Origin of the sequence: Sulfurovum zhangzhouensis (assembly GCF_030347965.1) — a bacterium.
Lineage (GTDB): Bacteria > Campylobacterota > Campylobacteria > Campylobacterales > Sulfurovaceae > Sulfurovum > Sulfurovum zhangzhouensis.
This window is the reverse complement of sequence record NZ_JAQIBD010000003.1, coordinates 60198-82191: the sequence shown is the minus strand read 5'-3', so window position 1 is coordinate 82191 and position 21994 is coordinate 60198. Positions and strand designations below refer to the sequence as shown.

General features: G+C 40.9%; 21 protein-coding genes. 15 read left to right on the top strand and 6 right to left on the bottom strand.

Annotated elements, in window-relative coordinates:
* Positions 1 to 58: 58 nt before the first annotated feature.
* Complete coding sequence (locus PGH07_RS08625; protein ID WP_289414030.1) at positions 59 to 265, bottom strand: hypothetical protein; 207 nt, start codon at positions 263 to 265, stop codon at positions 59 to 61.
* A gap of 42 nt (positions 266 to 307) precedes the next feature.
* Here PGH07_RS08625 and bcp point away from each other — a divergent pair, with 42 nt between their 5' ends.
* The 3 genes from bcp (at position 308) to tsf (ending at position 3296) form a co-directional block, all read left to right on the top strand.
* Positions 308 to 775 (top strand): thioredoxin-dependent thiol peroxidase, encoded by a 468-nt coding sequence (gene bcp / locus PGH07_RS08620; RefSeq protein ID WP_289414029.1) that lies wholly within the window; start codon positions 308 to 310, stop codon positions 773 to 775.
* A gap of 519 nt (positions 776 to 1294) precedes the next feature.
* Positions 1295 to 2230: a 30S ribosomal protein S2 gene (gene rpsB, locus PGH07_RS08615; protein ID WP_434481306.1), complete on the top strand. Its 936-nt coding sequence runs from the start codon at positions 1295 to 1297 to the stop codon at positions 2228 to 2230.
* Between the two features lie 4 nt (positions 2231 to 2234).
* Positions 2235 to 3296 carry a translation elongation factor Ts gene (tsf, locus tag PGH07_RS08610; RefSeq protein WP_289414028.1) on the top strand — a complete coding sequence of 354 codons (1062 nt, stop codon included), beginning with the start codon at positions 2235 to 2237 and terminating at the stop codon, positions 3294 to 3296.
* A 69-nt stretch (positions 3297 to 3365) separates the two neighbouring features.
* Here tsf and PGH07_RS08605 read toward each other — a convergent pair whose 3' ends face one another.
* Positions 3366 to 4001 (bottom strand): carbonic anhydrase, encoded by a 636-nt coding sequence (locus PGH07_RS08605; protein ID WP_289414027.1) that lies wholly within the window; start codon positions 3999 to 4001, stop codon positions 3366 to 3368.
* A gap of 42 nt (positions 4002 to 4043) precedes the next feature.
* Positions 4044 to 5465, bottom strand: coding sequence for an acetyl-CoA carboxylase biotin carboxylase subunit (locus PGH07_RS08600; RefSeq protein WP_289414026.1), 1422 nt, complete (start codon positions 5463 to 5465; stop codon positions 4044 to 4046).
* A gap of 153 nt (positions 5466 to 5618) precedes the next feature.
* On the opposite strand from PGH07_RS08600, the gene PGH07_RS08595 reads away from it, so the two are divergent.
* The 3 genes from PGH07_RS08595 to PGH07_RS08585 all read left to right on the top strand — a co-directional run bounded on the left by PGH07_RS08595 (position 5619) and on the right by PGH07_RS08585 (position 7377).
* Positions 5619 to 6494 (top strand): AraC family transcriptional regulator, encoded by an 876-nt coding sequence (locus PGH07_RS08595; RefSeq protein ID WP_289414025.1) that lies wholly within the window; start codon positions 5619 to 5621, stop codon positions 6492 to 6494.
* 98 nt (positions 6495 to 6592) lie between these two features.
* Positions 6593 to 7243, top strand: a complete 651-nt coding sequence (locus PGH07_RS08590) for an ABC transporter ATP-binding protein (protein ID WP_289414024.1) — start codon at positions 6593 to 6595, stop codon at positions 7241 to 7243.
* A complete protein-coding gene (locus PGH07_RS08585; RefSeq protein WP_289414023.1) occupies positions 7240 to 7377 on the top strand; it encodes a hypothetical protein in 138 nt (45 codons plus the stop codon). The genes PGH07_RS08590 and PGH07_RS08585 overlap by 4 nt, the downstream gene beginning before the upstream one ends.
* A gap of 2 nt (positions 7378 to 7379) precedes the next feature.
* Here the strand turns inward: PGH07_RS08585 and prfB are convergent, their stop codons facing one another.
* The gene (gene prfB, locus PGH07_RS08580) at positions 7380 to 8474 is read right to left on the bottom strand and encodes a peptide chain release factor 2 (protein ID WP_289414021.1); all 1095 of its coding nucleotides are present in this window, start codon (positions 8472 to 8474) and stop codon (positions 7380 to 7382) included.
* 223 nt (positions 8475 to 8697) lie between these two features.
* Here prfB and panC point away from each other — a divergent pair, with 223 nt between their 5' ends.
* On the top strand, positions 8698 to 9522 hold the full coding sequence (panC, locus tag PGH07_RS08575) for a pantoate--beta-alanine ligase (RefSeq protein ID WP_289414020.1): 825 nt from the start codon (positions 8698 to 8700) through the stop codon (positions 9520 to 9522).
* On the opposite strand, the gene PGH07_RS08570 is transcribed toward panC, so the two are convergent.
* Both PGH07_RS08570 and PGH07_RS08565 read right to left on the bottom strand, forming a co-directional pair.
* The gene (locus tag PGH07_RS08570) at positions 9519 to 9881 is read right to left on the bottom strand and encodes a cytochrome C (protein WP_289414019.1); all 363 of its coding nucleotides are present in this window, start codon (positions 9879 to 9881) and stop codon (positions 9519 to 9521) included. The genes panC and PGH07_RS08570 overlap by 4 nt on opposite strands.
* 82 nt (positions 9882 to 9963) lie before the next feature.
* Positions 9964 to 12048 carry a peptidoglycan D,D-transpeptidase FtsI family protein gene (locus PGH07_RS08565; RefSeq protein WP_289414018.1) on the bottom strand — a complete coding sequence of 695 codons (2085 nt, stop codon included), beginning with the start codon at positions 12046 to 12048 and terminating at the stop codon, positions 9964 to 9966.
* A 197-nt stretch (positions 12049 to 12245) separates the two neighbouring features.
* On the opposite strand from PGH07_RS08565, the gene PGH07_RS08560 reads away from it, so the two are divergent.
* The 8 genes from PGH07_RS08560 (at position 12246) to PGH07_RS08525 (ending at position 21984) form a co-directional block, all read left to right on the top strand.
* Positions 12246 to 13427 carry an FtsW/RodA/SpoVE family cell cycle protein gene (locus PGH07_RS08560; protein ID WP_289414017.1) on the top strand — a complete coding sequence of 394 codons (1182 nt, stop codon included), beginning with the start codon at positions 12246 to 12248 and terminating at the stop codon, positions 13425 to 13427.
* A gap of 44 nt (positions 13428 to 13471) precedes the next feature.
* The gene (murG, locus tag PGH07_RS08555; RefSeq protein ID WP_289414016.1) at positions 13472 to 14479 is read left to right on the top strand and encodes an undecaprenyldiphospho-muramoylpentapeptide beta-N-acetylglucosaminyltransferase; all 1008 of its coding nucleotides are present in this window, start codon (positions 13472 to 13474) and stop codon (positions 14477 to 14479) included.
* Positions 14480 to 14518: 39 nt separating this feature from the next.
* On the top strand, positions 14519 to 14944 hold the full coding sequence (locus tag PGH07_RS08550) for a hypothetical protein (protein ID WP_289414015.1): 426 nt from the start codon (positions 14519 to 14521) through the stop codon (positions 14942 to 14944).
* A gap of 106 nt (positions 14945 to 15050) precedes the next feature.
* Positions 15051 to 17615, top strand: coding sequence for an alanine--tRNA ligase (gene alaS, locus PGH07_RS08545; protein ID WP_289414014.1), 2565 nt, complete (start codon positions 15051 to 15053; stop codon positions 17613 to 17615).
* 4 nt (positions 17616 to 17619) lie between these two features.
* The gene (locus PGH07_RS08540; RefSeq protein ID WP_289414012.1) at positions 17620 to 18099 is read left to right on the top strand and encodes a hypothetical protein; all 480 of its coding nucleotides are present in this window, start codon (positions 17620 to 17622) and stop codon (positions 18097 to 18099) included.
* On the top strand, positions 18099 to 18650 hold the full coding sequence (gene maf / locus PGH07_RS08535; RefSeq protein WP_289414011.1) for a septum formation inhibitor Maf: 552 nt from the start codon (positions 18099 to 18101) through the stop codon (positions 18648 to 18650). Before PGH07_RS08540 ends, maf begins: the two co-directional genes overlap by 1 nt.
* A 4-nt stretch (positions 18651 to 18654) precedes the next feature.
* Positions 18655 to 19746: an aminotransferase class I/II-fold pyridoxal phosphate-dependent enzyme gene (locus tag PGH07_RS08530; protein WP_434481308.1), complete on the top strand. Its 1092-nt coding sequence runs from the start codon at positions 18655 to 18657 to the stop codon at positions 19744 to 19746.
* A gap of 66 nt (positions 19747 to 19812) precedes the next feature.
* Positions 19813 to 21984, top strand: a complete 2172-nt coding sequence (locus PGH07_RS08525; RefSeq protein ID WP_289414009.1) for a transglycosylase domain-containing protein — start codon at positions 19813 to 19815, stop codon at positions 21982 to 21984.
* Positions 21985 to 21994 lie beyond the last annotated feature (10 nt).

Here is a 21994-nt window from a genome sequence, read left to right as displayed (position 1 = left end):
TATTACTGTTATCTGTGCAGTGCTTATTATTTACTTTGAGTATTCAAATGTCTCTTGGTTACTCATATTTTTTAAACTGTTCCAACCACTTTTTATCTTCATCACTGAGTTTACCTACTTTCTCAAGCAGGTTATTACGCATGGAAATCAGATCATCCATACTCAGGTATGCTAAAAGATCAGGATTGATAGTGGTCTCCTGACTTCCGTAAGCGATCAGTTTTTCTATCTGGGAGAGTAGTATCTCTTTAGTTTCTTCATTCATTTTGTTATACTACCAAAATAATTACAAAATAAAGGAAAATAGATGTTAGAAGTAGGTACAAAAGCACCGGAATTTTGTCTTCCAAACCAGGATGAAGAGGAGATCTGTCTAAGAGATATCAAAGGAAGATGGATCGTACTGTACTTTTATCCAAAAGATAATACACCGGGATGTACGACTGAAGCATGTGATTTTACAGAGGCATTGCCTCAGTTTGACGAGCTTGATGCTATTATCCTTGGTGTTAGTCCGGACTCTCCTCAAAAACATAGAAATTTTATAGAGAAAAAAGAGTTGGGTATTACACTGTTAGCCGATGAAGATAAAGACTTATGTAACAAGTTTGGAGTATGGCAGCTTAAGAAGAACTACGGCAAAGAGTATATGGGTGTGGTCAGAAGTACTTTTATCATCGATCCTGAAGGCAACATCGCAGCAATGTGGGATAAGGTAAGAGTCAAAGGGCATGCACAGGCTGTAAAAGAGAAGCTTGAAGAGTTACAAAATTAAATTAGTGTATAATAATCAATAATAAAAAAAGGAGGAACCAGAATGATAAAACAGTATCATAAGCATGGAGACAGAAGACACAAGTCATCTCTCAAACCTTTACTCTACTTATTGATGGAGTTGACACTCCTATGCATTCTATGTTGGATAGTTTTCGAGGTTTTTGAGAGTACAATAGCGAATGTTTTAATTGTATTGGCATCTATCTATTTTTTTATTATTTCTTCATGGAAGCGTTATCGTATTGTTAGTGGGCGTCAAAAGTATTACGAAGAGTGATGCCCTTTAACTCAACACCTGCTTCGATTCTTCATTTCTCACTTCTATCATTTTATTTAGATTTAATTATATTTATAGTAAAATCGCGACTCTTATTTCCATGATGGAAGTAAAAAATACTCATGTAGTTATTCCTTGAAAGGTTGCGCTAATTGGAGCGTTAAGGACTACAGAGGATCAAACCTATGGCGAGGCATAAGCCTTTAGTATTTTAATAATGTTATACCAAGGAGCAAAATTATGGTAACAATGAAAGACCTACTTGAATGTGGTGTACACTTCGGTCACCAAACAAGAAGATGGAACCCAAAAATGAAAAAATTCATTTTCGGAGCAAGAAAAAATATCTATATCATCGATCTACAAAAAACACTTAGATACTTCAAATATACATATAATATAGTTAGAGATGCAGCGGCAGAAGGACAAACAGTTCTTTTCGTTGGTACAAAAAAACAAGCAAAACAAGCGATCAAAGAGCATGCAGAGAGAGCAGGTATGCCATATGTAGCTGAAAGATGGCTAGGTGGTATGCTTACAAACTACCCAACAATGAAAAAGTCTATCAGAAAACTTGAAGTGATCGAGCAAATGGAAGAGAGCGGTCAGATCAACCTTCTTACTAAAAAAGAAGCATTGATGCTCAGAAGAAAGAAAGAGAAGCTTAACTCTTACCTTGAAGGTTTCAGACACATGAAAAAGCTTCCAGATATCATGTTCGTAATCGATACAGTAAAAGAGCACATTGCAGTACAAGAAGCAAGAAGACTTGGTATGAAAGTTGTTGCACCGGTTGATACAAACTGTGATCCTGATATGGTAGATTACCTTATCCCAGGTAACGATGATGCGATCCGTTCAGTAAACCTTTTCTGTCAAGAGATTGCAAACGCAATTATCGAAGGTAAAGCAGCATACGCTGAAACTCACGGTGAAGAAGTATCAGAAGCTCCAACATCAGCTGAGGTTGAAGAGATCCTTTCTGAAGCAGATGCAGAAGTAGAAGGTGATGATCTTACAAAACTTTCTGGTATCGGTAAAGTAGGACAAGACAACCTTTATGAAGCAGGAATCACAACATATGCACAAGTTGCAGCAATGAGTGAAGAGGAAGCAAAAGCAGCGAAAGTTAAACCAGAAGCTGTAGCAGAAGCAAAAGAACTAGCGGAGGCGTAAGAATATGGCAAACTTTGGACCAAAAGATATCAAAAAACTCAGAGAGATGACTGATGCAGGTATGATGGACTGTAAAAAAGCTCTTACTGAGGCTGATGGAGATATGGACAAAGCGGTTGAGTGGCTAAGAGACCAAGGTATCGGTGCTGCTGCAAAGAAAGCAAGTAAAGTAGCTGCTGAAGGTTCAATCGCAGTAAAAGTTGAAGGAAATAAAGCTGTAGTGATCGAAGTTAACTCACAGACTGACTTCGTTGCACAGAATGAAAAATTCCAAAACATTCTTGCTCAGATCGCTGATCATGCATTTGAAAACAACCTTGCAGATGCAGATGCAATCAACGCTTCTGAGATCAACGGTCAAGCATTCAGCGAGTTCATGGCACACAATATTGCAACAATCGGTGAAAACCTTGTTGTTAGAAGAGCAGGTCTACTTGTAGCTGATGAGACTTCAGCAGTGAACGGTTACCTTCATGCTAACAAACAAATCGGTGTAATCGTTGAGGCTAAATGTGACTCAGCAGAAACTGCTGCTAAAATCCAGTCGGCACTGAAGAGTGTAGCAATGCACGCTTCAGCAATGAGCCCGTCTACACTTTCTTACAAAGACTTTGATCCGGAGTTCGTTGCTGCGGAAACTCAAGGTAGAATCATCGCGATCGAAAAAGAGAACGAAGAGCTAGTAAGACTTGGTAAACCTCTTAAGAATGTTCCACAGTACATCTCTATGTCTCAATTGACTGATGAAGTACTTGAGGCTGCTAAAGAAGAGATGAAAAAAGAGCTTGCTGCTGAAGGTAAGCCAGAGCAGATCTGGGACAAAATCCTTCCAGGTAAAGTTTCAAGATTTATCCTTGACAACACGACACTTGACCAAGAGCAGTGTCTCCTTGACCAAAAATTCGTAATGGATGACAGCAAAACTGTTGCTGAATTCATCGAAGAAGAAGCAAAAAAAGCCGGCGGTACAGCTGAAATCGTTAAATTCATCAGACTTGAGGTTGGTGAAGGTATCGTAGTAGAAGAGGCAGACTTCGCTGCTGAAGTTGCAGCTCAAATGGCATAATCATTTACTGTAAACGGCTTTGTAGCCGTTTATGGTACTTTTAAAACTTTTCTTTAATACTCAATCTATTCAATTCATTTTTTCAAAACGTTTATTTTCTTGATTGTATGCTTCAATCATTCCATCTTCTATCTTATAATACCATCCGTGTATTTCCAATCTTTTTTCGTCTACTCTTTTTTTAACTTCAGGATAGGTCAGAAGATTTTCAAGTTGATACAAGATTGAGACTTTCTCTGTTTTTCGGTAGAGCTCTTCTTGGTTTAATGTTTCAGAATATTGTTGAAGTACCTGAGTCTTAGCCTTTCTCCCAAGTTCAAGCCACTTTCGTATATGTATGAGCCCTATATCATCACTGAACTCTTGATAGAGTGCTTTACAAGCTCCACAGTGTGAATGTCCGCATACAATTATATGCTCTACATCAAGGATACTGACTGCATATTCGATCACAGCAGCACTGCCGTGAAATTCATTGTCTGCTTTAAAAGGGGGTACGAAATTGCCGACATTTCGTAAAATGAACATATCTCCGGGTTTGGAGTGCAGGATCAGGTCAGGAACAACCCTGCTATCGCTGCAGCCGATAAAAAGTACTTTTGGTTGTTGTCCCTTTTCTACAAGCACGTCAAAGTCCTCTTTAAATAATTTGAAAGAGGAGTTTTGAAAGGCTAGATTACCTTCTATCAGCTCGTCGATAGTCATAGCATATCCTTTATTGATATTTCCGAGGAATATCGCTTTTGATTAAAAGAGAAATTTCGAAAAGATAGATGAAAGTTTGCTTTCTATCTCTTTTTTAGTCTCCGGGTTGACAACATTAAATTTGGGAAGTTTTTTATCAAGATAGTTAGTTGTGAACTTTCCATTGATAAAATCCTCATCTCTTACGATCTGCTGATGAAGAGGAATATTGGTAGGCAGTCCTTCAATGAAGAACTCATCAAGTGCTCTTCTTGCTTTGTTGACCGCACCTTCCCAATCAAGTGCAGAAACGATCAGTTTACCTATCATAGAGTCATAGTTTGTCGGTACTTTATACCCTGCATATGCGCTGGTATCGAGTCTTACTCCAGGACCGCCCGGTGTAAGATATGCGCTGATGGTGCCACTTGATGGCATAAAATTATTTTCAGGGTTTTCTGCATTGATCCTGAATTCGATGGCATACCCTCTGAACTTGATCTCTTCTTGCATAAATTTGAGTTTGTCACCTGCTGCTATCTCAATCATTCTTTGGATAATGTCTATTCCGCTGATGATCTCAGTAACAGGGTGTTCTACCTGCACGCGGGTATTCATCTCGATAAAATAGATCGTATCATTTTCATCGAGCAGGAATTCGATTGTCCCCACACTCTCATATCCAAGTTTGAACATTGCTTTAGTAGAGATACGGAAGAGCTCTTTTTTTACTTCATCATTAAGCCGGGGAGATGGAGCAATTTCGATAACTTTTTGGTGTCTTCTCTGGATAGAACAGTCACGTTCTCCAAGATGCACGACATTTCCGTATTTGTCTGCGATGATCTGTACTTCGATGTGTCTAGGGTTTTCAACGTATTTTTCGATAAATACCTCTCCCTTTCCGAAAAACTTCAATGCTTCTGAAGTAGCACTTTCGAACATTGAATCAAAATCTTTTGCTTTATGAACGATCCTCATACCTCTACCGCCGCCGCCAAATGCTGCTTTGATAATAATAGGGAATCCTATCTCCTCTGCAATTTTTGCACCTTCTTTTTTATCCAGTATCGGCTCATCAGTTCCTTCAAGTACCGGTACTCCAACGGCTTTCATTGCAACCTTGGATGCCATTTTATCCCCGAACAAAGAGATATGCTCGGCTTTAGGACCGATAAAGATGATGTCATTTTCCTCACATGCTTTGGCAAACTCAGCATTTTCCGATAAGAAACCGTAACCAGGGTGGATCGCATCACAACCTGATTTTTTTGCAATACTGATGATATTTTCGTAATTTAGATAAGCTTGAAGTACATCTCCTTTGATCAGGTGTGATTCATCGGCTTTCAGCACCCATACACCCTCATTGTCTACTTCTGAGTAGATCGCTACGCTTTGGATGTCAAGTTCTTTACATGCACGGATAACTCTTAGAGCAATCTCACCACGGTTTGCGATAAGAATCTTGTTTATTTTTTTCATGATTTTATTCCTCATATGAAAATTTATGTCATTATAGGCAGTTTGAAGAGGCTATTTCTTCATAATTATTGTGCATTATATTGTTTATTATTGCTCAAAATAGTGTTTAATATATTCTAAAATTTTATTTATCCATGCTACAATATTGACATTATGAAAAAAGAAACATTGGAAAAAAGAACTCAATTAGCCAATGATATGATGTACTATATCTATACGCATATTGATACACATATCGACATTGAAGAGTTAAGTCAGGATCTGCATGTGAGTAAATTTCATATGCATCGTATCTTTAAGGAAGCATTCGGAAAGAACATTTATGAAAGCATCAAGTCCATTAGACTTCAAAAGGCAGCGAACCTTCTTGTGACCAATAAATATTCTACGATCTCCAATGTTGCCAACGAATGCGGATACAGTTCACAGTCCTCTTTTATTAAAGTTTTCAAAGAGCGTTTCGGTATGACTCCCAAAGCATGGCGTCAAGGTGGACATAAGCTTTACTCGAACGAAATTCTTAAACAGTCAAAAAATGCGATGCATTCCCAGGCAGATTTCAGTTCATTGATTCCTACTATCGTTAAAATGCCTTCCATTGAAAGTTATTATATCCGTAATCAGGGTTACAACGTCAATGTAAAAGAGACATGGCAGAAAATGCAGACATGGATACTCACTCATCATATTCAGGATTCTACCCAGATCGCACTACTGCATGACAACCCGACCATTACTCCTTTGGCAGAGTGTCAATACATTGCCTGTGTCAGTACATCAAAAGAACAGAAGATCACTAGTCAGCGTTTGCCGAAATTTAAAATCTCCGATGGAGTGTATGCGAAATTTGACCTGCAGGGAAAACATGGAGATATGCTTAAATTCATTCACTGGGTCTATCATGAGTGGTTGGTAAAGAGTGAATATGAGACAACTACAAAGCCTTCTTACGTGATCTATAAAAAAAATAATTTTCTAAGTGAAGATGGAGAATTTGATATCAGCTTCTATGTTTCTATCACATTTTAAATTTTTCAGCTTGTGTTAGTATGCTGATTAGATGTTATATTTACATTTCAAAAATCTTTTATGTTAGAATAAGCCAACTCATTTAAAGGCAATTATTGATGTCAGAAGCTCTGTTAGAAGCCAAGGGAATTTCTCACGGTTTTGAATATACACTATTTGATGATGTAGATTTTGTACTGAAAGCTACCGAGTCTGCAGCAATTGTAGGACGAAGCGGGAGCGGTAAGTCTACACTTTTACATATCGTATCTACTTTTTTAACCCCCAATGAGGGAAGTGTTAAGTTACTGAACAAAGAGCTCTATGCACTAAAAGAGAGCGAAATTGAGGAGATGCGCCGTTATGAGATCGGAATCATTTTCCAGTTTCACTATCTCTTTAAAGGGATGAGTGCGATGGAGAACGTGAATGTTGCTACGATGCTTTCGGGTGAAGAGATCGATGAAAATTTACTTGAAAAGCTTGAGATCAAAGAGGTTATGGATCATAAGATCGGAGACCTTTCAGGCGGGCAGCAACAGCGTGTCTCGATCGCAAGGGTATTGAGTAAAAAACCACGTGTTATATTTGCCGATGAACCTACAGGTAATCTGGATAAAGAGACAGCCAATCTGGTGATGGATGTACTCTTGGAATATACCAAACACAATGATGCAGCACTGCTTTTGGTAACGCATGATAATGAAATGGCATCACGTTGTGACAAAACCTATAGACTTGAAGAGAAACAGCTCAAAGAGTATGCATGAAAGAGATAAATTTACTGGATATTTTTTATACCGGAGGTAAGCTCTTTCTTGTCTTTTATGGAGCAATCATTATTACTAATCTATTGACAAAAAAGAAAAAAGAGCAAGACTCTAAAGAGTCAGAGGGAAAGTAGATTTACTTTGCTTGTGAGATCAAGACACCTTCGATGATCTTATCAATATCCCCATCTAGAATTGCTTCAACATTACTGAATGCCTGATTACTTCTGGTATCTTTAACTTGTTGGTATGGCTGAAGAACATAAGAACGTATCTGATGCCCCCATCCTATTTCGGATTTTTCCACTCCGTCAAGTTCCGCCTGTTTTTTAGCCATTTCAAACTCATAAAGACGTGACTTAAGCATTTTCATTGCAGAAGCTTTATTTTTATGCTGGCTTCTGTCATTTTGACACTGTACGACGATATTGGTCGGGATGTGTGTGATACGAATCGCCGACTCGGTTTTATTGACGTGCTGCCCCCCTGCGCCTGATGCGCGATAAGTGTCGATACGGATATCCTTATCCTCTATCTCTATCTCGATATCATCTTCTATCTCAGGGGATACCATGACAGAAGTGAAAGAGGTATGACGTTTGGCATTGGAGTCAAATGGACTGATACGTACAAGACGGTGAATGCCGTTTTCCACTTTGAGATACCCGTAAGCATTTTCTCCTTTGATGATGAAAGAGGCATCTTTAATCCCTGCTTCTTCTCCTGCCTGATAGTCAAGTACTTCGACTTTGAAGCCATGACGTTCAGCCCATCTTAGATACATACGATAGAGCATACTTGCCCAATCCTGAGACTCAGTACCTCCTGCTCCCGGATGGATCGAGACGATTGCGTTATTGCCGTCGTTCTTACCGCTGAGCATCATTTGTATCTCAAGTGCTTGTGTATTGGCTTCTAGATTTGGCGCATCCTCATAGAGCATTTCCAAAGTTTCATCATCCCCTTCTGCTTTTGAAAGTTCGAAATATTCTACAGCATCTTGAAGCGCATCTTTTGCATTGTTGTAGGTAGCAAGCACTCTTTCTGTTCTTGTTTTTTCCTGGGAGATCTTTCCTGCATTTTCCGCATCATTCCAGAAACTTGCATCTTGTTGCATCGCCTCTATCTCATCCAATCTCGCATTAAGCTTGTCAGGTTTGACGATATTGGTAATATTTGCCATCTTGGTAGAGAGGGTTTTAAGTAGTTCGCCGTATTCGTACGCATCCATAGTGAAAAAGGTCCTTTTTTATACTTTATATTTGCCTGCACGGCTTCGCTTTGCTATGTCCGTTTCGGTTTTTTGCTATAAACAACACGTATTTGTTGTTTATTTTGTCTTCACATCCAACTAAAGCATGGGCAGTTTGCCTCATCTATCATTATGATTTAATTTCTCTAGCGGATAGTTTTGGTAAAATTTTACCAAAATTGAGCGAAAGTTGAGGTTAGAGATGATCATCGTACAGACGATAAAAGAGTTGCAAGAAGCAAAGAGAGCATTGCATGGGAGTATAGGCTTTGTACCGACCATGGGCGCTTTGCACCAGGGACACTTATCTCTTATCCAAAAGGCTAGATCAGAGAATGACCATCTTATCGTTTCTATTTTTGTCAATCCAACACAGTTTTTGGAAGGTGAAGACCTTGATGCATACCCTCGCAAGGAAGAGGCTGACCGAAAGATCTGTGAATTGGCAAAAGTAGATATTCTCTTTATGCCGACAATCGATCAGATGTATGAGCACGATGAACTCAGCATAGGTGCACCTGCAATCCGCGGTTATATTTTGGAAGGTCAGAAGCGTCCGGGACACTTTGACGGAATGCTTCAGATCGTGATGAAACTGCTCAATATCAGTGGTGCAGATAATGCTTACTTTGGGAAAAAAGATGCACAGCAGCTTGCCCTCGTTACTCAAATGGTCAGAAACTATTTTATGGATGTGAATATCATTCCATGTGAGATCATTCGTGATGAAAAAGGATTGGCACTTAGCAGCCGCAATGCCTATATGAGTGAAGAGGAAAAAGTGAGAGCACTTTGTCTTTCCCGTTCACTTAAACGTGCTTCAAAGCTCATTATTAGCGGGAAACGTGATGTAGAAGAGATCAAGGCTGAGATGATGGAGGTGCTTAAAGAAGCGGATGAAGTAGAGTATGTTGCAATTGTTGATCGCACCTTCAAACCTTTGGAAAATGTTGAGATAGGCAATACGATGATATTGGTTGCTGCCTGGGTAGGTAAACCAAGACTAATTGATAATCTTTGGCTCTAACAGGAAGGAAAGTTACCTGTATCTGAGGCATATGCTTTACTAAATTCATAAAGAGGCTCTATCCAGTCATCTTTTAGTACCGTTGCCGTCTTTGGACAGATCTTATAGATCTCAATACGAAAGTTCCCCTCTTCTTTAAGTTCTTGCCACTCATTTAGAGTATGTGTTTGTGCAAACCTTGCACCTGTAAGTCCACATTTTCTTCTGAGTTTTTGTCTAAATACATTTCTGCCTATCGTGGCTTGGGTAGTATCTGATACCAGAGGTTCATTCGTATCAATTAGTGAGGTCGTTTCAGAAGCGACAATCAGTGCTGGTGAAGTTGTGAGTAAAAGTAAGCTCAAAAAAATTCTTTTCATGTGGTTTTCCTTATATAAATTAAGAAAAAAGAGAACTTTTTTCGAGCAGATAGTAACTCAAGAGAGTATCAAAATGATAACATTAAAAGAGATCTTCAAAGAGTTTATGAGGATTATTGTCTTTTACCGGCAATGGCTGTTGAACAGGCTCGACATAAGGTTTTGGTTGTGATTGTTGGGGTTTCTCTTTGAGCTTAAAGAGATCCGTAATCGTGTTTTTTGGCTTGCTTGTGCTACTTGATGGTTTTACCTGAGACGATGCAGGCTTATTGGCAACTGTTTCAATATCCTCTGGTGTTTCTGGCAAAGAAGGTTCATTCTCTTCTATTTGATAAAGCATTTCATTGGTAGCTATCTGTTCAGATGCATCCGGATCCGGCTTGAGATAGTTTTGATCAACCAGAATCTCTACGATATTTCTAAAGGTCGGTACAGCTGACAAAGAAGCAAAATATTTTCGGTATTTTTTGGCTTTGATCACCAGTACACCGATCGTATATTTGTTGCCCTCTTTATCATTGGCAAATCCATAAAAGCTACTATGGTACTCACGCAGGTAGTGTCCCTTCCTCGCGATGTGGGCCGTACCGGTTTTCCCTCCGATCTCCAGACCGGGATACTTTGCCTTTACCCCTGTCCCTTCCTGTACGACACGTATCAATATATCATGCACTGTTTGAGCGGTCTTTGGATCAATAGCGTGAAGATCGGGTACTTCCGGCTCTAGGGTATAGTGGTTGCCTTTTGCATCTTCAAGATAGCTTACTATCCTAGGTGTTACGGCTATACCCCCATTGTTAAAGGCGGAGTAGGCTTTAAAGAGTTGTGCAAAGGTAATTTGCATACCGTATCCGTATGAGGTACTGGCACGATGAAGTTCATGATTTAGTAAGTAGAGAGGTTTGAGACTTCCTGGTAGATCACGGGAGAGGTCAATTCCAGAAGGTCTCGCAACACCAAAAGCAAGCAGCCCATCTCTAAATTCTTTTCCTGTAAGTTTCCATGATATTTTTGAACTACCGATATTGGATGAGTGGATGATGATACCTGCTGCATCTAAAGATTCAAACTTGTCATCATCCCTGATCGTAAATTTACCTATCTTCATTTTACCGTTTTCTGTATTGATCATGGTGCGTGGAGTGATGACACCATGACTTAATGCTATAGACAAGGTGAGAGGTTTGAGTACGGATCCTGCCTCATAAGGATATTCTGCAAATTTCGGATTGAGTGCAGGGATATCTTTTTGGGTGATATGGGAAGGATCAAAACGTTCTGAACTGGCAAGGCTGAGTAGTTCTCCGGTATCACTTTTCATCACTCCGACAATGATCTCATCTGCATCGAGCTGTGTTTTCATCGCATCGAGCATGATCTCAATATGACGTTGCAGGGCCAGCGGAATGTTCAGATGCAGGTCAAGCCCGTCGATACGTTTGATCTTCATACTGTTTTTATCATGGATGACCGTCCCGATAACATCTCTTTTCCCTTGAAAATATCCGTTTTTCTTAGACGTGATATGTTCTTCGTATTTTCTTTCCAGGCCTTTTTTACCTTGCGGACGAATGTATCTTCCCTCTTGTCTGTCTCCTACATAGCCTAGTGTCGGGCTAAGTATATCTTTAAGAGGGAAACGTCTACTCTCTCCGTTTTCTATAATATCCAGTCCATAAAGCACTTTGACACCGTTACCATTCTCAACCCACTGAAAGACATCCATTTTTCTGAGTTTGTGTGCCAGTTCTTTAAGCTGCATTGCAGATTTTGCATTGAGCTCTTTTGAGAGTACAATATTCCCTGTGATAAGCCGGCCTTTTTTATCGGTAAACCTTTCTTGGATTGCTTTGATAGGGATACCGCTGTAGATACTGAAAAATTTGATGAAAAGTTCTCTTTTTTCAGGTTTGATACTTGCTCCGCGTATGACGGCCTGGTAGGTTTTTTGAGAGTAACTTAAAGTATATCCGTCAGCTGAGATGATAGATCCGCGTAATGAGCGGTCATGTATCTTTGCATGTTCGCTTGGGATTCGCCGGTCAGACTGGATCGTATGTATCACTGACATAAGAAAAACGACAACAAGAAGTACTAAAAGTAAAAAAATAGTAAGTACTTTATTGCTTCTTTCTCTGATCGCTCTATTATTAACTGCTTCTTTCATACGCTCCCTGTGTGACCCTTAACCCATACAATATAATATGATTTTATCAAATTTATCTACTAACTCTGATAAAATACCTTTTAACCTTAGTCCAATGTAGTATCCCCGTCACGGTTTTACAAGATTTTCACAAGCAAAGCTAAACTTTTGTAGGATTAAAGGGTTAATATTACAATTCCATTGAGAGATACTGTATTATGATAGATAAACCGCTTTTGGCAGCAGTCATTGCATTGTTGACATTTTCATTGATGATGAGTTATTCACTTTCGACCTACACGGTGATACACTTTCATTATAGTGATTTTCATTTTTTTCTAAGACAGTTTATTGCGATATTTATTGCTTTGTTGACGATGGTAACCATCAGCAAAATCAATCCCGATAAGTGGTTCGTACCTATGAGTATGGTATTGTTTGTTACATTTTTTCTGCTGATGATTTTTATGCAATTTTTACCGGCTAGTCTTGTGAAGGCCGTCGGAGGTGCAAAACGTTGGATTCATCTGGGACCGATTTCGATTGCGCCGGTGGAATTTTTCAAGATCGGTTTTGTCTTTTTTCTCTCATGGAGCTTAGCACGAAAGTTCCAGAACAAGAATAAGATGAGCTTTATAGAAGAGGTTAAGGCATTCTCTCCTTATGTAGTGCTCTTTTTGATTATCGTGGTTTTGATCGCAATCTTTCAAAAGGACCTTGGTCAGGTTGTCGTCCTAGGGGCTACACTTGTCGTACTTTTTTTGCTGGTGGGAAGCAGTTACAAATTTTTCTTGACTTTGGTTGCCGGTGCATTGAGTGCATTTGTCGCCCTGATCTTCGCCGCACCGCATAGAATTGCGCGGATTAAGAGCTGGTGGAGTACCGTACAGGACAATATACTTTCTTTATTGCCGTTTGAGGGTGTAGAGAATTTGCGTGTTGATGCTGCCAAAGAACCCTATCAGATATCAAATTCACTCAACGCGATCCATAACGGAGGCTTCTTTGGCCAAGGTCTTGGAAACGGACAGTTTAAATTGGGGTATCTTTCTGAAGTACATACGGACTTTATCCTGGCAGGTATTACCGAGGAGTTTGGTTTCTTGGGATTGGCATTAGTAAGCTTTGCGATCTTTTTTATCATTTACCGGATTTTTAAGATCGCAGCTAAAGTAGAAGAGCCTATCTATTATCTTTTTTGTGTAGGGGTGGGATTGTTGATCGCTTTTGCGTTCTTACTCAATTCCTTTGGGATCTCCGGGATCACTCCGATCAAAGGTATTGCTGTACCTTTTTTAAGCTATGGGGGATCGCATATTATGGCTGCAGGATTAGCGATCGGTATGGTACTGATGATATCCAAAAAAGTGCCAAGAGATGCACAAGGGCGTATGCTATAAGCGGCAACACATCTAAAATCTTGTAAGAAAAACAAAGGAAGCATATGAGTATCGTCATGACAGGCGGGGGTACTGGCGGTCACTTAGTGATCATCAAAGCAGTTAAAGAGTATTTGAAAGATGAGGAGTTGATCTATATCGGTTCAACTAAAGGACAGGATCAAGCATGGTTTGCAGAGGATAGTGACTTTGCCAAGACCTATTTTCTTGAGAGCAGGGGAGTGGTCAACCAGGGATTGCTTGGAAAGATCGGTTCACTTTGGAAGATATTTACTTCTGCCTTGAAAGTACGTAAGATACTGAAAGCCCATCAAGCCAAGGTAGTTTTCTCTGTCGGAGGTTTTTCTGCTGCACCCGCTGCACTTGCAGCAAAGCTTTCGGGAGTTCCTTTAGTCATCCATGAACAAAATGCCGCACTAGGCTCACTCAATAAACTTCTTAAGCCCTATGCGGATGTTTTTATCTCTTCGTATCTGGAAGAGAGTCCGGTCAAGGCCTATCCTATCAAACAGGAGTTTTTTGATAATGCACGGATTAGAAAGACGGTAGAAACGATCATCTTTTTAGGCGGATCGCAGGGAGCTAAAGCGATCAATGAGCTTGCCCTTTCCCTTGCACCGACACTGAAAGAACGAGGGATCAAGATCATCCATCAAGCCGGAGAAAGAAATATTGATGAGGTGAAAGCACAGTATGAAAAGCTGGGGATCGAGGCAGAGGTTTTCGGATTTACCAAAGAGTTGGCTAACTATATGAAAGAAGCGGATTTTGCAGTTGCACGGTCGGGGGCATCAACACTCTGGGAGCTCTCTGCTACGGCACTTCCGGCACTCTTTATCCCGTATCCTAATGCGGCCAGTGACCACCAGTATTACAATGCGAAGTTCTTGGTAGAGAAAAACCTGGCATGGCTCATGCGTGAAAACGAGATCGATAAAGATAAGGTACTGTCCCTTCTGGATGAGGACCTGGAAGCTAAAAGCAGAGGGTTGATGGAAAGTGTTGAAAAAGAGGGAAGCAAAAAGATCGCAGGGATCCTTACACAAATCTAACACATTTGTGTGCTATGATATAAAAAGAAGGAGTTAAGTATGAAAAAAATAGCAGGATTTTTAACTGCTGCAGTAGCAGTTTTATCGTTGAATGGATGTGGCGGTGGTAGTGATTCCTATGATCACATATATTACCTTCAAAAATTTGATAGTGTGAATTATGTTGGAGTACCTGATGTTTACTATGACTGCGGAGTCAATGTAGGTTATACAGGTCCAAATGGCGAGTTTTATATGAGAGATGGTGATATCTGTACTTTCTATGACTTAGATGAGACACTCTCTACTGAAGAGTATAATGTATTATATCTTGGTGCAAATGCGAGCGGAACCGTTGGTTTAAGTGGAGTTGACTATATTTGTGATTCAGACTTCTCATGGAGTACTACGGATCCAGATGGAATGTTTACCTATGATCCAACTTATTATGTCTCTGGTGATATATGTGATTTCTCTTTTAATTAGTGTATTATTGGTATGATTTTTACTTCAACCGCAGATTAACTACATTTTAGATAAAATACCCTCAATTTTTTATAGGCAACTTTAGTGCCTAAACTGAGGTAAATCAATGGATATCAGACAGAAATATTTAGACTATTTTGAGAGCAAAGGACACAGAGTTGTACCTTCTGCTCCACTTATACCGATCGATGATGACGGATCCCTGCTTTTTGTAAATGCAGGGATGGTACCTTTCAAAGGGATATTTACGGGTGAGGAGCCTATCCCTAATCCTCCGCGCGCAACTTCAGCTCAAACTTGTATCAGAGCAGGTGGAAAACATAATGACCTTGACAATGTAGGATATACAGCAAGACACCATACGATGTTCGAGATGCTGGGGAACTTCTCTTTTGGTGATTATTTCAAAAAAGAGGCGATGGCATATGCATGGGAATTTGTGACCTCTCCTGAGTATCTTGCTCTCCCGATCGATAGACTTTGGGTTACGGTACATGAGAATGATGATGAAGCCTTCGAACTATGGCAGGATCATGTCCCGGCTGACCGTATCATGCGTTTTGGAGACAAAGATAACTTCTGGCAGATGGGAGATACCGGTGCATGTGGACCATGTAGCGAGATCTTCTATGATCAGGGGGAACAGCACTTTAACGGTCCTGAAGACTATATGGGTGGAGAAGGAGACAGATTCTTGGAGATCTGGAATCTGGTTTTCATGCAGTATGAAAGAGATATCCAAGGTAATCTCAAACCGCTTCCAAAACCGAGTATCGATACGGGTATGGGCTTTGAAAGGGTTGCAGCGATCAAAGAAGGTGTGTTCAACAACTACCACTCAAGTATCTTCATGCCATACCTTGAAAAACTGGGTGAGCTGGTAGGTACAACATATGACTATGATGCTCCTAACTCTGCAAGCTACCGCGTGATCGCTGATCACCTTCGTTCTACTTCGTTCTTGCTTGCTCAGGGAGTCAACTTCGATAAAGAGGGACGCGGGTATGTACTCCGCCGTATTATGCGACGTGCGATCCGTCACGGATACCTTCTTGGATTACGTGAACCGTTCATGTACAAATTGGTTGATACGATCGGTAAAGTAATGGGTGCACAGTATCCGTACCTTATCGAAAAAGCTGAAGCGATCAAGGCTTCGATGAAGCTTGAAGAGGAGAGATTCTTCGATACGATCGATGCAGGGATCAAACTCTTTGATGAAGAGCTCGAGAACACAACGGATATGTTTAATGGTGAAGTGGCATTTAAACTCTATGACACTTACGGTTTCCCGCTTGACCTTACAGAGGATATGCTTAGAGAAAAGGGCATTGCACTGGACAGTGAAGGTTTTGACCGCAAGATGGAAGCGCAAAAAGCACAATCCAAGGCTAGCTGGAAGGGAACCGGTGAAGCAGCAGCAACGGGTGATTTTAAAGAGCTCAAAGAAAAATTTGGTCAAAACAAGTTTGTAGGCTATGAGCATAAAACATACCATACAAAAGTCCTTGGTCTGTTGGATGAGAACTTTAAGCATGTATCCACTCTTCAGCCGGGCATGATCGGTTGGGTAATGCTTGAAGAGACACCATTCTATGCTGAATCCGGTGGTCAGACAGGTGACAGAGGAGAGCTTGAAGGTAAAGCAAAGGTACTTGATACCAAGCTTTTCCAAGGGATGAACCTTTCAGAAGTAGAAGCAAAAGAGGTAATATCTGCTGATGACAGTGTGGTTGCTATCGTTGATCAGGATAGAAATGAGATCGTAAAACATCACTCAGCAACACACTTACTCCATGCAGCACTCTTTGATATATTGGGTGAGCATATTTCACAAGCAGGGTCTTTGGTTGAGGCTAACAGACTTCGTTTTGACTTTTCACACCCTCAGGCATTAAGTGCAGAAGAGATCCGTACGATAGAAAATTGGGTCAACGATAAGATCGCTAAGGGTGTTTCCTCTACTACCCAGGAGATGAATATTGATGATGCAAGAACATTGGGGGCCAAAGCACAGTTTGGTGAGAAGTATGGAGAGAGTGTACGTGTGGTAAGTATGGGAGATATCTCTGTAGAACTTTGCGGTGGAACACACGTACACAATACTTCCGAGATCGGACTATTTGTCATTTCCAAAGAGAGCGGTGTAAGTGCAGGGGTGAGACGTATCGAAGCGATCTGTGGTGCTACAGCTACCAAATATGTTTTCGGACTCAAAGATACACTTGAAGCGGTAAAAGCAGAGGTAAAAAACCAGGATCCGATTGCGGGGATCGGTAAGCTTAAAGATCAGATCAAAACGCTTAAAGATGAGCTTCAGACTGCCCTTAGCACAACGAAAAAACAACTGAGTGTCACACAGTTCAATGGTGTGAACGTGGTAGTAGATGAAGTTGAAGCTGGAGATATCAAAGAGATGATCGACGAGGCTAAGAACAAGTATCCAAATATTGCAATCATGCTTTTCCAGAAGAAGGGAGATAAAGTACTGATTGCGTGCGGAAGTAAAGAGACTGCTATCAAAGCCGGTGACTGGATCAAAGAGATCGCACCGGTTCTAGGCGGCGGGGGAGGTGGTCGTCCGGACTTCGCTCAAGCTGGTGGTAAAGACCCATCTAAGATCGCTGAAGCAAAAGAAAAAGCTTTGGCATACCTTGAGGAGAACCTATAAGATCATGAGTGAATTATATACGAACTATGCCCATACGATTGTTTTTTTGCATGTACTTTCTGCCTTTATCTGGGTAGGGGGTATGATCGCGATACGCTTTGCAGTGCACCCGTCAATGCAAAGTATCGATGATGCCAAGATAAAACTTGGCAAGACACTTATGCTGGTAGGAAAGTTCTTTCATTTAGTGATCCCGTTTATCCTACTGATCTTGATCACCGGGTTGATCATGGCAATCGCTCTGCAGGGACACCATGGAGGGCAAAAAATGATTTTTATCTTTAAAGAGTCTATCTGGGTAGTGATGGCTGTAAATTTTAGTTGGATGTATCTAAAGCGCAGAAAAGCACAAAAGCTTTTTGATGCGGGTGACTTGCCTGGGGCAAAAGCCTCGGTTGCTTTGATACCAAAGCTGCTCTTACCGATCAATATTCTTTTGGGTATCGCAGCACTCTGGACCGGTATCGCACTTAGAGGACTATAATGATCACGTTGTGTTCAGCCTCAGAGTCCAGGGCGCTGCTTTTACGCAATTTTGGTGTAGAGTTTATCCAGAAAGTACCTGATTATGATGAAGAGCAGATCACGACGAACATTGCCAAAGACTTTGTCTATACAGCAAGCAAAGGAAAGCTTGACGCTGCGGTACGTGAGTTTGGACTGGATATGCCACTCTTGTGTGCAGATACCGTGATCGCAGCAGCCGACGGTTCCATCCTGCGAAAGCCCAAAGATATCGAAGATGCCAGACGCATACTAGAGATACAGAGCGGTTCAACGATTTCAATCATTTCTTCAGCACACTATCGATCTAAAACACTGCTTTTTTCAGATATATCGGCAACACACTACCGCTTTGCAACCTTTGAAAAGGATGAAATGGAAGCCTATTTACAAAGCGGTCTATGGGAAGGAAAAGCAGGCGGATGTATGGTAGAAGGATTTTGTAAAAAGTATATTCTTGAAGTGAATGGATTTGAGAGTACCGCAATGGGTCTTCAGGTAGAGACGTTGCTTCCATGGTTAGGAAAATAATATGATGTATGAAAACGAAATAGAAGCTCTGAAAAGAGCCGGACGTTTTAGAGAACGCAAACTCTATGATGACACGTTAAAAGATCTTGCCTCCAACGATTATCTGGGTCTCGCTACCAAAAAAAAGCATTTAAAAAAAGCGATGAAGCTATTGGATGATTATGCAACGATCTCTCCTAAAGCAAGTATGCTGGTCAACGGCTATCATCCGATCCACCGAATTTTTGAAATGGAACTGGCTGAAGCGAATAATTTTGAGGAAGGGCTGGTAGTAGGATCGGGATTTTTGGCAAATATGGCACTGATCGAATCCTTGGTCCGTAAAGGCGATATGCTGTTTATGGATGAGGAGTACCATGCTTCTGGCGTTTTGGCTTCTCAGCTTTTGGGGAAGCGTGTTGTAAAATTTAAACATAACGACATCGAAGATCTGAAAGAAAAGCTAGAGGCTTATCCCGGCAAACGTCAGATCATTGCGATAGAAGGGGTCTACTCTATGGGTGGAGATCTTGCGAAAAAAGAGATTTTTGATTTGGCTGAGGAGAAACAGGCACTAATGATCGTTGATGAAGCGCATAGTGCAGGCGTACTTGGATGGAAGCTTCAGGGGATTTTTGAGCACTATGGTATCCCTATCACAGAACGCCATATCAAAATGGGTACACTGGGTAAGGCTTACGGCTCATACGGTGCGTATATCCTTGCAAGCAAGGAGATCATCAGCTTCCTGGAGAATCGTGCAAAGTCAGTCATCTACTCAACAGCTCCATCTGTGATCGATACGGCATTGGCTCTGGTGAATTTCCGCTATATCCGTAAAAAGGCAGAAAAGATAAAAGAAGAGATAAAAGAGCGCCAGGAGATTGTCAAACAAGAGTATGGCATCAACCTTCAAAGCCTTATTTTGCCAATAGCCGTGAAAAGTAATGAACAGGCACTTTTTTTACAAAAAGGGTTGATGGCACAAGGGTATCTCGTTGGTGCGATCAGGCCGCCAACCGTAGCGCAACCGATCTTAAGGGTGATCCTTTCTTTGGCTGTGCCGATGCGTGAGATCAAGCATGCGCTTGCACTGATCCATCACAATCTGGACTAAGAGGACATCTCTTGGCTAACTTAACTAAATACGATAAAATAAGAAGATTTTAACGAAAGGTAATCAGTGTTTCATAGTCTTATAAAAGGTTCCATAATCCTGGCGATAATTTTTTCTGCTGCGCTTTTAGCAGCATTTGTCTACGCCTATGAAGAGGTAAAACTGGATGCCGACAAATTGATCAATTATAAGCCCGAGATTTCATCCGTAATTTTGGACAAAAACGGCAATAGACTGGCATATGTTTTTAAAGAACAGCACCGTCTCTATGCTACTTATGATGAGCTTCCTAGTTTTATCGTAGAAGCTCTGGTAGCGATGGAGGATACGAAGTTCTTCGAGCATAGCGGTGTGAACCCTGATGCAATTATCCGTGCGATTATAAAAGATATTCAGGCCGGATCATTTGTAGAGGGTGGTAGTACACTTACGCAGCAGCTCATTAAAAACAAAATACTTAGCAGTGAAAAAAAGTTGGTCCGAAAGATCAAAGAGGCTATTTTAGCACTTAAGATAGAAAATGAGTTAAGCAAAGAGGAGATCATTGAACGCTATCTCAATGAAATCTCTTACGGGAATAACTATTTTGGGATCAAAACAGCGGCAAACGGCTATTTTCATAAAGAGTTGAATGATCTGACAATTAAAGAGGCGGCACTACTCGTCGGATTGCCGAATGCACCAAGCTACTATAACCCTATCAAACATTACCAAAGAGCCTTGGACCGTGCCAATAACGTACTCTACCGTATGAAAAATATTGGGTGGATCAGTAAAGAGGATTACCTCAAAGCAGTCAAAGAGTCACCAACTGTCTATCAGACATCTCTGACGCAAAATATTGCACCGTATATCGTTGATGAAGTTGTAAGACGATTTAACGGTAAGCTTGGTGATATCCGTACAGGCGGATACAAGATCTATACAACTGTGGATATGAAACAACAGGAGATTGCAAAAAAAGCGGTCACATTTGCATATGAGAAAGCATTGAAACAGTATAAAGAAAAAGTAGGTGAAACTACACTTAATGCAGCACTTGTCTCTGTAGAGAGCAAAACCGGAAATATCCTGGCAATGGTCGGTGGTGAGAATTATGAGCGAAGTACTTTCAACCGTGTGACACAAACAGAACGTCAACCCGGATCAGCTTTCAAGCCATTTATCTATCAAACTGCATTAGATATGGGATACAATCCTGCTACACCGCTTACCGATCTGGCTAGAACTTTCCAGTATTACTATAAGGGGAAACGTAAGATCTGGGCACCTAAAAACTATGAGCGTGATTTTCAAGGTTTTCTGCCACTTAGAGAGGCTTTGGTACATTCTCGTAACCTTGCTACGATCAACCTGGTAGCTGATATTGGAGTAAGTACGATTCGTAAAAGACTGGCTTTCCTGGATGTCCCTCATATACCAAGAGATATGTCGATCGCGTTGGGGAACCTTGGACTTAGTCCATTGAAAATGGCACAGATCTTCTCAGTATTTGCGAACAGCGGGCATATGATCGAGCCAAGATTGGTAAGTAAGATCATCTCTAAAGAGGGTGCTGTGATCTATGAAACGCGTCCTAAAGAGATCGCCAACTTTACGACTCCTGAGCAGGCTTACTTGATGACAGATGTGTTGAAAGATGTTGTTCTGAGAGGTACAGGAACTAATGCAAGAGTAGATGGGATAGAACTCGCAGGTAAGACCGGTACAACAAATAATAGTGTCGATGCATGGTTCTGCGGTTATTCTCCGGAAATCGAAGTGATCGTATGGTTTGGACGTGACGACAATAGACGTATAGGGAAGAGAGGTGCGACAGGCGGGGGTCTAGCGGCACCAGCATTCTCTTACTATTTTAGGGAACTACTCAAAGTATATCCAGATATGAAACGAACATTTGATATACCTGAAGGTGTCTACAGGGGAACGTATGAAGGTAAAAGTGAGATCTATACCAGACAATCTCCTCTACCGACTGTGAAGCCAAAAGATGAGTATGGTTTTAGTGATACGGAAGTTTCTTCAGATGACACGAACAGTGATGTCATGCCGGTACAGGATACAAATATTGTAGAGACAGTAAACTATGATGATGCAAATACGGATGATATGGGCTATGCAGAGACGATCCAGATCGATGGTGAAGAAGTAAAAGATACAGAAGAAGATGATCCGCTGCATCCGAAAAGAAAGGTACCAAAGACACCGGTATCAGAGGATAGCGGAACACTCTTTTAACAGCTAAAGG